The organism is Delftia sp. WSY_16 (assembly GCF_043104415.1).
In the GTDB taxonomy this organism is placed as follows: Bacteria; Pseudomonadota; Gammaproteobacteria; order Burkholderiales; family Burkholderiaceae_C; genus Comamonas; species Comamonas tsuruhatensis.
Window position 1 is genome coordinate 1 of record NZ_JBICKS010000018.1, and the last position, 12183, is coordinate 12183.

Annotated in this window: 9 protein-coding genes; 4 read left to right on the forward strand and 5 right to left on the reverse strand. The window is 66.1% G+C overall.

Annotated features, from left to right (window positions below):
- Positions 1–202: 202 nt before the first annotated feature.
- Positions 203–2659, reverse strand: coding sequence for an EcoAI/FtnUII family type I restriction enzme subunit R (gene hsdR / locus ACF8O7_RS08260; RefSeq protein ID WP_272205905.1), 2457 nt, complete (start codon positions 2657–2659; stop codon positions 203–205).
- Positions 2660–2962: 303 nt separating this feature from the next.
- On the opposite strand from hsdR, the gene ACF8O7_RS08265 reads away from it, so the two are divergent.
- A complete protein-coding gene (locus ACF8O7_RS08265; RefSeq protein WP_392443054.1) occupies positions 2963–4087 on the forward strand; it encodes a sterol desaturase family protein in 1125 nt (374 codons plus the stop codon).
- Here ACF8O7_RS08265 and ACF8O7_RS08270 read toward each other — a convergent pair.
- From ACF8O7_RS08270 to ACF8O7_RS08280, 3 genes are all read right to left on the reverse strand, one after another.
- Complete coding sequence (locus ACF8O7_RS08270; protein ID WP_392443057.1) at positions 4041–4973, reverse strand: LysR substrate-binding domain-containing protein; 933 nt, start codon at positions 4971–4973, stop codon at positions 4041–4043. The two genes, ACF8O7_RS08265 and ACF8O7_RS08270, sit on opposite strands and share 47 nt — an antisense overlap.
- A gap of 40 nt (positions 4974–5013) precedes the next feature.
- Positions 5014–5787 carry an SDR family oxidoreductase gene (locus ACF8O7_RS08275; protein WP_392443060.1) on the reverse strand — a complete coding sequence of 258 codons (774 nt, stop codon included), beginning with the start codon at positions 5785–5787 and terminating at the stop codon, positions 5014–5016.
- Between the two features lie 464 nt (positions 5788–6251).
- Positions 6252–7496: a cyclopropane-fatty-acyl-phospholipid synthase family protein gene (locus ACF8O7_RS08280; RefSeq protein WP_183018804.1), complete on the reverse strand. Its 1245-nt coding sequence runs from the start codon at positions 7494–7496 to the stop codon at positions 6252–6254.
- Positions 7497–7853: 357 nt separating this feature from the next.
- On the opposite strand from ACF8O7_RS08280, the gene ACF8O7_RS08285 reads away from it, so the two are divergent.
- The 3 genes from ACF8O7_RS08285 to ACF8O7_RS08295 are packed head-to-tail and all read left to right on the forward strand — an operon-like array spanning position 7854 to position 10823.
- Entirely contained in the window at positions 7854–8681 is an 828-nt protein-coding gene (locus tag ACF8O7_RS08285; RefSeq protein WP_126311766.1) for a hypothetical protein, read from the forward strand.
- 58 nt (positions 8682–8739) lie between these two features.
- Positions 8740–9672: a DUF4349 domain-containing protein gene (locus ACF8O7_RS08290; RefSeq protein WP_392443064.1), complete on the forward strand. Its 933-nt coding sequence runs from the start codon at positions 8740–8742 to the stop codon at positions 9670–9672.
- 53 nt (positions 9673–9725) lie between these two features.
- On the forward strand, positions 9726–10823 hold the full coding sequence (locus ACF8O7_RS08295; protein ID WP_392443067.1) for a DNA glycosylase AlkZ-like family protein: 1098 nt from the start codon (positions 9726–9728) through the stop codon (positions 10821–10823).
- Between the two features lie 249 nt (positions 10824–11072).
- On the opposite strand, the gene ACF8O7_RS08300 is transcribed toward ACF8O7_RS08295, so the two are convergent.
- Positions 11073–12065 carry a tripartite tricarboxylate transporter substrate binding protein gene (locus ACF8O7_RS08300; protein ID WP_310037894.1) on the reverse strand — a complete coding sequence of 331 codons (993 nt, stop codon included), beginning with the start codon at positions 12063–12065 and terminating at the stop codon, positions 11073–11075.
- Between the last annotated feature and the right edge of the window lie 118 nt (positions 12066–12183).

Sequence of the window (12183 nt, forward strand, 5' to 3'; positions counted from 1 at the left end):
CTTGAGAAACAGTAGCCAGGTGAGCTGGCTGATGCGCTGGGCGTCGCCGTCGACGCCGCTGTCCTGGCGCATGATGTCCTGGATGGATTTGATGACTGGGGTGAGGTTGGACATGGAATGCAGGCTTGACGGGAAACGGGGCATAGCGCGGCAATGCGCGCGCCCACGGAGCTCAGAAATGCGGGTGATCAGAGGGCCACGGTCAGGTGGCGGGGGGCATAGCGTACAGCTCACGCGCCAGGGTCTGCAAGGCGCTCAGGTATTGGGTGCGACCGCCAAAGCTGCGCACCAACTCCACCGGGCTGCCCAGATCAGTAAAAGGCTGAAGCTTGAAGATGTCGTTGCTCTCGATGGTAGTGATGCCTTCGTCCGCATACTTGTCGAGCAGGGCGTCCATGACCTTGCGCGCCATGGGGCCGTACTGTGTGAACACGTTGCGCTTGTGCACACGCCGGGCGCGCTCGCTGCGGGTGAGCCTGGGTTGATCGTAAGCGACGTGCAGAAGCAAATCGAAGGGGTCTAGCTCCTTGCCAACTTCGTCAGCCAGTGCTTCCAGCAACACACCCTGCCCCTCCAGTTCCTTCAACAGAGCCGCCTTCCGGTCGGCCTGGTCCCAGGCTTGGAGAAATTGGTCCAACGAGTCGTATCGCTTGCGAAGATTGATACGGGTGTAGTCGCGTAGGCTCTCAGTGATCAGCTTACCGTTGGAGTCGAGATACTGCACCCGCTCACGCGCCACGACCACGGTGACATTGCTGCCAAGTACGTACTTCTTCGGGCCATCTGATGGCGCGCCGGCAAAGGGGCCCAAAGGCTTGAGAGCATCTATACCCGCGAGCGAGACGCCCGCACTGGCGGGGACATCGCAAGGGGAAGGCTCAGGCGGGGCCACAGGTGCATCGGCAACCGGCTCATACACCTGCACGGGCTCACCATCGAAATCTTTGTCGGCAAACAGTTCGGTGGCGCGCTTGAAATCAAGGATGGTGAACCAGGTCTTGCCCAGGTCTTCGCGCAGCCGCGTGCCGCGGCCAATGATCTGTTTGAACAAGGTCATCGATTTGATGCCCTGGTCGAGCACGATGAGCTTGCAGGTCTGTGCATCCACGCCCGTGCTCATGAGTTTGGATGTGGTCGCGATCACCGGATACGGCTTCTCTGGGTCGATGAAGTTGTCCAGCTCCAATTTGCCTTCTTGGTTGTCACCCGTGATCTGAACCACGTACTTGGACTGAGAGGCGCAAATATCGGCGTTGGCATTGGCCAGCGCCTGACGCATGCGCGCGGCGTGGTCAATGTCTTCGCAAAAGACGATGGTCTTGGCGTAACGGTCAGTGGCCTTAAGGTATTCCGTGATCTTGGCAGCCACCGTCACATCGCGCTGCTCCAGCACGAGCTTACGGTTCATATCGGCGCCGGTGTAGATACGGTCTTCGATGATGTGACCGTGCTTGTCAGTCATGCCCGCAGTGGGGCGCCAACCGAAGGTGTCTTTGTCCAGATCTACCCGGATCACCTTGTACGGAGCCAGGTAGCCGTCTTCGATGCCTTGCTTCAGGGTGTAGGTGTAGACAGCCTCGCCAAAGTAGTCGATGTTGGAAACATTCTTGGTTTCCTTTGGCGTCGCAGTCAGGCCAATCTGCGTGGCACCCTTGAAATAGGTCAGGATGTCACGCCAAGCGGAGTCCTCGGATGCGCTGCCGCGGTGGCACTCGTCCACCACGATAAGGTCAAAAAAGTCGGGGCTGAACTGCTTGTAGATGTTGCTCTGCTCTTCAGCTCCCGTGACGGCTTGATACAGCGAGAGGTAGATCTCGTAGCTCTTGTCCACCAGCTTGGTCGTCTTGTTCACCGCTAGGTCCACATCCTCGATCGACACCTGGCCCTGTGCATCGACACGCTCGACGCCCTTGGCATTTGGACTCAGTTTGGCCATCGCACCCTTGAAAGGTCGGAAGTCATTGACCATGGTCTGGTCGATGAGGATGTTGCGGTCGGCCAGAAAGAGGATTCGCTTCTTGGCGCCGCTCTTCCACAAGCGCCAGATGATCTGGAACGCTGTGTAGGTCTTTCCGGTACCCGTCGCCATGACGAGCAGAACGCGGTCCCGGCCGGCTGCGATGGCCTCGACCGCGCGGTTCACTGCGTTGAGCTGGTAGTAGCGCGGGCTCTTGTGAGGTGCATAGTCAAAGCCAGCCACGCGGCTTTCCTCGGTAGACCAGCCCTTCCAGGCACAGTAGCGGCTCCACAGTTCCTGCGGCGACGGAAACTCGTCGAGGGAGAGGTTCTGTTCCAGCACGCCTGCGGACAGCGTGGCGTCCCGGAAGACGAAGCCATCGCCGTTGCTGGTGAAGCTGAACGGCACGTTCAACAGATCGGCGTAATTCAGCGCCTGCGCCATGCCTGCGCCCACAGCATGCTTGTTGTCTTTGGCCTCGACCACCGCCAAAGGAATATTGGTTTTGTAGAACAGGGCGAAGTCGGCCTTGAGCACTGAACCCTGGTCACGGAAGGACTGCTTTCCCCGCACCACTACACGGCCTGCGCGCAAGGGGTATTCACGGTAGATCTGATCCATTCCGTTCCATCCAGCCTTCACCATGGCCGGGCGGATGAATTTGTCGCAGATATCGCTTTCGGAGAGTGACCTTTTGTCCATTGAGTCAGTATAGATGTCCGATACGAATAGATACACCGAAGACTACCGGCATTACAGCGCGAGGGATTGCGACAATTTTTTTGATGCGAAGGTTAATTACAGCCTCCTTGTCTTGAGGGACATAACTCCTGCACATCAGCTCCAGCTTGAGGGCAGGCATTGCAGTTTCTCGCTCCACCCGCTGCTGCGGGTCAACCACTGCCCCCCTCTGCTCCCGCCCCCACACACTCCCTCCACACCCCCACCCCATAATCCCGCCCGCAACCCCCAGCCCTCCCCCGGCCCTTCTTGCAGGCACAAGACATGACTTCACTGACCGAGCTGTGGCAGGCAGCCATCACCTGGCTCGCCACCCACGCCGTAACACCCACCGTTCACTGGCTGGACATCGCCCAGGCGGCCGGTGATCCGCGTGAGATTGCCGAGGCGGTGCTGATTGCCGGGCTGCAGCTGTTCCTGATCGCGGGGGTGATGCGGCCGCTGGAGAGCCTGTTTCCGGCCGAGCGCTGGAGCGACCGGCGGCTGACCACGGTGGACCGCAACTACACGCTGCTGATGCTGCTGGGGCTGTTTCCGCTGTTCAGTTTTCTGGTGCTGATGCCGTTTGCCAGCATGCTGGGCGGCGGGCCGGCGGCCGAGGAGGCCACGGGGCTCAAGCACTGGGTGCCGTGGTTTGCGGACCATCCGGTGGCGCTGTTCCTGGTGTACTACGTGGTCTACGACCTGGTGTATTACTGGATGCACCGCGCCCAGCATGTGATTCCCTGGTGGTGGGCCATGCACAGCATGCACCACAGCCAGCGGCAAATGAGCTGCTGGAGCAATGACCGCAGCCACTATCTGGACGGCATGCTGCAGTCCTTCATCCTGGCCACGGTGGGGCTGGCGATGGGGGTGGAGCCTTCGGAATTCGCGCTGCTGGGGCTGCTGAGCGAGCTGGTGCAGAACTTCTCGCACGCCAATGTGCGGCTGCGCCTGGGCTGGCTGGGCCGCGTGGGTGAGCGCGTGCTGGTGGGCCCGCTGTTCCACCGCCACCACCACATGCTGCGCGACCCCGAGCGGCCCACGCGCCACAACTGCAATTTTGGGCAGGTGCTGCCCTGGTGGGACATGCTGTTTGGCACGGCGCTCTACACCGACGAGCCCGTGCGCCCCACGGGCGTGAGCGACCCCGAGGTGGATGCCGACAACGAGCGCGGGCTGGTGGCCATGCAGTGGCATACGCTCAAGCGGTTCTGGGGAGCGTTTCGCCGGCGCGAGGGCTGGCGGCTGGGGGATGTGTCCTTCGGGCCCGGCTACCGGCCCATTCATGACGACGATGGGGCCCAGGCCCACCCTGCGGCCGGTGTGACTGGGACGACTGGGACGACAGGGGCTGCGTCTACGGCTCCAGGTTCGGCCGCATCAGCGCCTCGAACCAGTCGATGAAAACCGCCAGCCGGCGCGAGCGCTGGCGGCGGTGCGGATACAGCAGCGCCACGGGCATGGGCGCTGCGCGGTGGGCGGGCAGCACCTCCACCAGCTCGCCCGTGTCCAACAGGTGCTGCACGTCATAGCGCGGGATCTGAATCAGCCCCAGGCCTGCGCGGCAGCAGGCGATGTAGCTTTCTGCATTGTTGGTCACCACGCGGCTGGGCACGGCCAGGGTCTGCGGCCCGTACACCTCCCCCACCCCATCCACATCGCTCGCCCCACTCCATTCCCAGGGCAGTTCCCGCCCCGTGCGCGGCGAGGCATAGCCCACGCTCCAGTGGCCGTGCAGCAGGTCCTGGGGCTGCTCGGGCAGGCCGTGCTCGCGCAGGTAGGCGGGGCTGGCGCAGTTGATGAGGGCAATGCAGCCCAGCGGGCGCACGACCAGGCTGCTGTCATGCAAGGTGCCCACGCGCACGGCGCAGTCCACGCCTTCCTGCACCAGGTCGATGGCGCGGTCTGACGAACCAAGCACCAGTTGCAGGCCCGGGTGGCGGCGCATGAGCCCCGGCAGCGCAGGCGCCAGCAGGCGGCGCGCGATGCGGCTGGGCACGTCCACATGCAGCCGGCCCGTGGCCTGGCGCGTGCGGGCCTGGAACATCTGCTCCACATCCTCGGCCTCTGACAGCAGCGGGCGCACACGCTCCAGCAACTGGGCACCATCGGCCGTCAGGCTCACCTGGCGCGTGGTGCGGTGCAGGAGCCTTGCGCCCACCTGCTCTTCCAGCTGCTGCACGGCGGCGGAGACCGTTGCGCGCGGCAGGTCCAGCGCATGGGCGGCCTTGATGAAGCTGCCCATCTCGGCCACCTGCATGAAGATCCGGTATCGGTCGAGTCGGTCCATGGGACGCAGCATAGTCCGTGCAGCGGTCCTTCTACTTGGCCTACTTGGTGGTGTAGCCGCCGTTGATCAGGATGGTCTGCCCGGTGATCCACCAGCCATCGCTGACCAGGTGGCGGATGAAGGGCACCACGTCTTCGATGTGCGTCAGCCCCGAGGGTGAGAACGGCGACAGCGCCGCCGCGCTCTTGTGATAGGCCACGGCGTCCGCGCCTTCCTGGCCGTAGAAGAACGGCGTGTCCATGGGCCCCGGCCCAACGGCCGTGACCGAAATGCCCCGCGCCCCGAACTCCTTGGCCGCCGCCCGCGTGAAATGCTCCACCGGCGCCTTGGTGCCCGCGTAGGAGGAATAGAACGGCGTGAACGCGCCCAGCAGCGAAGTCACCAGGGTCACGATCTTGCCGTGGTCGTTGACATGGCGACCCGCCTCCTTGAGGAAGAAAAACGCCGACTTGCCGTTGACGGCAGCCATCTCGTCGTACTCCGCCTCGCTGATCTCCATCAGCGGCTTCTTGAGCACCTTGCCCACGGTGTTGATGGCAATGTCCGGCCGGCCCACGGCGGCTACGGCATCGGCAAACAACTGCTCCACAGCGCCAGCGCGCGTCAGGTCGCCCTGCAGCGCCACGGCCTCTGCCCCCAGCGCACGCACTGCGGCCACCGTGGTCTCCGCCTCGGCCCGTGAAGACTCGCTGTTGTAGTGCACCACCACGGCCCGCGCGCCGTGCCCCGCCAGATCACGGGCAATCAGCCCGCCCAGATTCTTGCCGCCGCCTGCAATCAGCGCCACCTTGCCGCGAATGGAATGGTCTGCCATGGAAACGCTCCTTGTGCTTGTATGAAGCACCCAGCTTAGGCAGCCAGCCCCCCGCGATAAACCCGCGCAGCCGGGATGGATCATCCAGAAAACCAGAACAATCGCGCCGATAGCTCTCTCCCCGCCCCCGCTCCCCCGCCCCCTCCCGTATGCCCGCGCCTGCGTCGTGGCGCTTGCGGGGTTGCAAGCCTGCCGAAGGACAGGCTTGCTTCGTGATCTGACTTGCCGCAGTTGTCTGAGCGGAGCGCGAAGCGCGCAGAGAGTTCTGCGGCAAACCCCGCAAGCGCCACGACGCAGGTTGCCCGCAGCGCAGCGGAGGGTCGCGGGCATCCGGGTCGCCTTCTTTGGCCCGGTTTCTTGGCGAGACAAGAAAGCGGGTCGGCCGCCGGGCCGAGACCCGGCCTCGAAAAAACACCCCCCGGCAGGGTCAAGAACAAGCTACACACCGCCCGCGCCCCAAGACATCAGGACAGCTCGCGCTCGTACATATAACGCCGCGACCAAGGCAACGAAGCAGCCCCCTGCCCCGCCCTCCGACAAACAACCTGAAAGATAGACACGTCATCGTGTTCAAACGCATAAGCACACCCCGCCAGATACACCCTCCAAATCCGAAACCTCTCCTCCTCCACCAACGCCCGAATCTCCGGCACACAAGCCTCAAACCGCTCCAGCCACAACTGCAACGTGCGCACGTAATGCCGCCGCAACCCCTCCACATCCAGCACCTCCAGCCCCCCACGCTGCATGGCCTCCAGCGCCAGGCTCAGGTGGGGCAGCTCGCCATCAGGAAACACATACCGGTCGATGAACGCACCGCCGCCCAGGGCCGTGGCGCCCACGTCCGCATCGGTGGAGGTGATGCCGTGGTTCAGCGCCAGGCCGTCGTCGGCCAGCAGCTCGCGCATGTGCGCGAAGTACATGGGCAGGTTGCGGCGGCCCACATGCTCGAACATGCCGACGCTGGTGATGCGGTCGAAGCGCCCCTGCACGTCGCGGTAGTCCTGCAGGCGGATCTCGATGCGGTCGGCCAGGCCTGCGGCGCGCACGCGCTCGGTGGCCGCTTCGAACTGGTTGCGTGACAGCGTCACGCCCACGCAGTGCGCGCCAAAGTGCTGGGCCGCGCGCAGCACCAGGGCGCCCCAGCCGCAGCCGATGTCCAGCAGGCGCTGGCCGGGCTGCAGGCGGATCTTGGTGAGGATGTGGTCCAGCTTCTTGCGCTGGGCGGTGGCCAGGTCCTCGTCGCCGTTCTCGAAGTAGGCGCAGGAGTAGACCATGCCCTCGTCCAGCCAGAGGCGGTAGAAGTCGTCGGACACGTCGTAGTGGTACTGGATGGATTCGCGGTCCGTGCTGCGGCTGTGCCGAAAGCGCCTTGCCGCGCGCGCCGCAAGCGCCAGCCGCCCCGGCCCCTTGCCCGCGCCCTGAGTCTTGGACATGCGGCGCGCCAGCGCATAGCCGAAGTCGATGATGTCGGGCAGGCGCCCGTCGATGTCGATCTGGCCCTTCACATAGGCCTGGCCCAGGTGGTCCAGGCTGGGGTCCAGCAGCAGCGGCAGGGCCGAGGCGCTGCGCACGGTGAGCGTGACGCGCGGCTGCTCGAAGCGGCCGAAGTCGAACTGCTCGCCATTCCACAGCACCAGCCGCGCCGGCAGATCGGCCCGCGCACGCACGGCCTCGGCCCAGCGCCTGAGCTTCTTGTCCCAGAACATCGTGCATCTCCCCGGGGCTGCCTGCGCCCCCCTTTTGACATGACCCGCATGAACCGCATGCAAAGCAAATGACGAGTCTTGCCGGTTCATGTGACGGCAAGACGTCAGGGCGACAGCCCGCGCCGGTAGCGGATCGATACAGACCCGATGGCGCCCACACCCCGCCAGCGGCCCGGCTTGGGGCACACTGGCCGGCGTTCCAACTGCCCCGGCGCGAAAGCGCCTGCGACAGACCCATGCAAGCCCATGACCTGAGCATCGAACACTGCATCGAGCACCGCAACGAACAACGCAGCACCGGCGGCTATGGCCTGCCGGATTTCAGGAACCTGCCATCGAACTGGAGCCAGTGACGCCATGGCCATGACCCATACCCAGGCGCTGTCCAAGCTGGCAGCCGACACCCTGGTGCAGACCCTGGAGGAAGACGTGGCGCGCGTGATGGCGCGCACGTTTGCGCTGGGCCGGCACGATGCCGCTATCGCGGCCAACTACGGCGGCCATGCCCTGCCGCCCCTGCTGCGGCGCTGGAGCTGCGTGCTGCAGGCCGGTGACGCCAAGGCAACGGCGCTGTACCGGCACAAGACGGCGCTGGCCCTGGCCATCGTGCTGCACAGGAACGGCCTGGCCGACGCGGGCCTGAACGCGGCCGCGCGCACGGCCATCGATGTGCTCAATGCCGAGGTGGCGCTCAGCGATGACTTCTTTCGCAAGTCGGCGCAGATCCGCCAGGACTTCCTGGACACGCCGCCCGCGCCGCCCAAGCGCTCGCCGGGCCTGCCCGACAGCCTGACTTTCTACCGCGCGGCCGACGTGGTGGCCATGGAGCTGGACGGGCGCTTCTACGCCCTGTACGTGCACGGCTGCGCCAGGACCAACCAGAGCCCCATCGTCGAGTTCTACGACGCGGTGTTCGACCATGTGCCGCAGATGGCGGAGCTGGCCGACGTGCGCGCCCGGGGCCGGCGCTACAACGATGGCGTGGGACGGGTGGCGCGGTTTTCCATATCGGGCCTGAAGTTCCTGCCCGACCCGGCCGGCCAGTTCACCCTGGTCAAGGCCTGCGTGGAGACGCCGCCGGACCCCGGCCATCTGCAAAAGGGCGACTGGCTCTACACGGTGTCCGACATCTTCGAGCTGCAGTCCGAGGTGGACTCCATGTTCGGCCCCGGCGGCAAGCCCTGAGCCTTGAGCCCTGAGCCCTGACAGCGGCCTGTTCTTGCCTGTTTTCAAGAGGAAATTCATGACGCATCCCCGGCCTTCCACTCTGCCCTCCCGCATGGCCTTGCCGGCCGTGCTGGCACTGGCTGCCACGCTGGCCCTTGCGGGCTGCAACCAGCGGCATGACACAGCAGCCATGGAATCTGCGCCCGCCCCCGCGCCCATGGCGGGCGGCGCCGGCATGAAGCAAGGCCGCGCCGCCACCGTGCAGGCCGAGGATGCGGCATCAGCCGCACCAGAGACGTCGGTGCAGGACGAAATGGCCCAGCGCTTCCTGGCCGTGCGCCAGGAGTTGAACGTGGAAGTGCCGCAGGCGCAGCTGGCCGATGCCTGGGGCCAGGTGCGCGACCTGTGTGCCACGCTGCGCTGCGAGCTGCTGTCGGCATCCCTTCTGCGCGAGACGCCCCAGCAGCCCGGCAACGCCATGCTGGAGATGCGCGTGGCGCCGGCCGATGTGCAGCGGCTGCTGGGCACGCTGGCCGGCGTGGCCACCATCGTGTCGCAGAACACCATCAGCGAGGACAAGACGGCCGAGGTGATCGACGTGGAGGCGCGCATCAGGAACCGCACCGAGTTCCGCGACAGCCTGCGCCTGATGCTGCGCGACACCACGACCAAGCGCACCATGTCCGACCTGCTGGAGATACAGCGCACGCTGTCGGACACGCAGGCCGAGCTGGACGCCATGGCCGCCCAGCGCAAGGTGCTGGAGCAGCAGACCAGCAAGCAGCACATACAGATCCAGTTCACGCCCACCCGCGCCCTGGTGCAGGGCGGCACCAGCTACAGCCCCATAGGCCGCGCGCTGCGCGATGCCGGCCATGTGCTGGGCGAGAGCATGGCCGCGCTGATCACTTTCGTGGCGGCCGTGCTGCCCTGGCTGGTGCTGGTGGTGCTGCCGCTGGGCTGGGTGCTGCGCGCGCTGTGGCGGCGCAGGCGTGCCAGGAAGGGCTGATCGGCACGGCAGGATCAGGAAGTACGGCAGCCCTGCCGTGCTCCAATCAAGCCATGCCCACCGAACCGAGCCTTGACGACCTGCGCCGCCATGCCGTGGCGCGCACCCTGTTCACACCGACCACCCTGCCTGCGGCCATACAGCGCCTGGGTTTTGTGCAGGCAGACCCGATCCGCGCGCCGGCCCGGGCACAGGACCTGACACTGCGCCACCGCGTCAAGGACTACCGCGCCGGCGACCTGGAACGCCGCTACGCGCGCCTGCCGATCGACGAGGACTGCCTGGTCAACTACGGCTTTCTGCCCAGTGAGCACCTGGCGCTGATGCACCCGCGCCAGGCCCGCAAGGCCTGGGATGCCGAGACACAGCGCAAGGCCGCCGAGGTGCTGGCGTTTGTGCGCGAGCGCGGCGCCGCGCATCCGCGCGAGGTGGAGCAGCATTTCTCGCACGGAAGCGTGAAGAACTACTGGGGCGGCTCGGGCAGCGCCAGCACGCAGTTGCTCGACGGCATGCACTACCGCGGCCTGCTGCGCGTCAAGCGCCGTGACAGCGGCACGCGCGTCTACGAGGCAGTCGCCCATCCGCCGGCCGACGACAGCCCCGACGCCTGCGCCCGGCGCGCCGCCGCGCTGATCGACCTGGTGGTGCGCAAGTACGCACCGCTGCCGGCTCCCAGCCTGACCTACCTGGTGCGCCTGCTGGGCTATGGCGCGCCCCACCTGGCGCAACAGACCCAGGCGGCGCTGCGGCTGGCGCGCGAGCAACTGGCCAGCTGCCGCATCGACGGAACCACCTGGTACTGGCCCGCCGACGAGAACCCGCGCTCGCGCCGCCATGCCTTCGACGAGCGGCTGCGCCTGCTCGCGCCCTTCGATCCCGTGGTCTGGGACCGGCGCCGCTTCACGCTGCTCTGGGGCTGGACCTACAAGTTCGAGGCCTACACGCCACCAGCTCAGCGTCAGCTCGGCTACTACGCCCTGCCCATGCTCTGGCAGGGCCATGTGATCGGCTGGGCCAACCTGCAGGCGCGCGACGGCCGGCTGGAGCCGTCATTCGGCTATGTGGCCGGCGCGGCGCCCGGCGATGCCGCCTTTCGCAGCGCGCTGGATGAGGAGCTGCAGCGCATGGAGCAGTTCCTCGCGCCGCGCTGATGCGCAGGCAATCGCCCCCCTGCGTGCGGTGGACGTGATTGGGGGAACTGGTCAAGTTCACCCAGTTGACGCGCGAACGCACCGGCTGGACTGCACCGGCTGGACCGCACAGGCTACCTGGCGGACCGGTGCAGCGAATGCAGGGAGCGGGCGCGAGCGCTCCCCCGCCGACGAGCGGCCTTTCATGGTCTTTCGGCACATGCTGCAGCAGCACCCGTGCATCAAGGCCGGCAGGCCGCCGGACCGCCCTCAGTTCATGCGCGGCAGATTCGCTGCCTTGATGGCCGCGCCCATGGACTCATGGCCCTGGACCAGCTTCCTGCGGTATTCGGCTCCGGTGAGAGCTGCCGGGTCCACGCCCGCCGACTCGAAGACACGCGCGACCTGGGGACCTTCGGCTGCGGCCATGGCGACGCGCTCCAGCCTGTCGCGCAGGGCCGGGGGCACGCCCTTGGGATAGGCCAGGCCGATCCAGGAGTCGATCTCCACGTCGTAGCCCTGCTCCCTGAGCGTGGGCACCTCGGGCAACTCCTTCCAGCGCATGGGGCTGGCGCTGGCCAGCAGGCGCATTTTTCCGGCCTTGACGTGCTGGACGATGTCCGAGGGGTTCTGCACGATGACATCGACCTGCCCGCCGATCAGGCCGGCCACGGTCTCCGCGCCGGACTTGTAGTTGATCTCCTCGAACTTGCCGCCGGTCTTGCGCCCCAGCTCGTACATGGCCAGGTTGTTGGGCGCGGACGGCGCGCCAAAGAAGATGCCCTTGCCCTGGCGGGACGCGGCCACCAGGTCGGCCATGGTCTTGTAGGGCGAGTCCGCGCGCACGGCCACGCCATAGCGGTAGCGGGCCACGCCTGCGATGAAGTCGAAGTCATCGACCTTGTAGTCCACCTTCATGAGGTGGGGCGTGATGGCGATGGTCGAAAACGTCACCACGCCCAGCGTATAGCCGTCGGGCTTTTGCCGGGCCAGCGACGAGACACCCAGCGTGCCCTGCGCTCCCGCGCGGTTGTTGGGCACCACGGGCTTCTTGAGCAGGCCCTCCATGGCATTGCCGATGGCGCGCGAGGCCACGTCGGTATTGCCGCCTGCGCCGTAGTTGATGATCAGGGTCAGTTCCCGCTCGGGAAACGCGTCCGTGCCCTGGGCCAGCGCCGGGGCGCCGGCTGCGGCCGCCAGCGCTGCCGCGCAGAAGGCCGAAAGCAGGCATCTGCGAGATGCGGGTGATGGATATGCATGCATGGTTGTCTCTCGTTGCGATCTTGGGTTCTGTCGTCTTTGGAAGTCGGGCTTTCACGGTGCTGCGCACTACCCACTGACCGGGAAACAGGCACGCCCTGGAAGTGGGGGCACCGAGGAA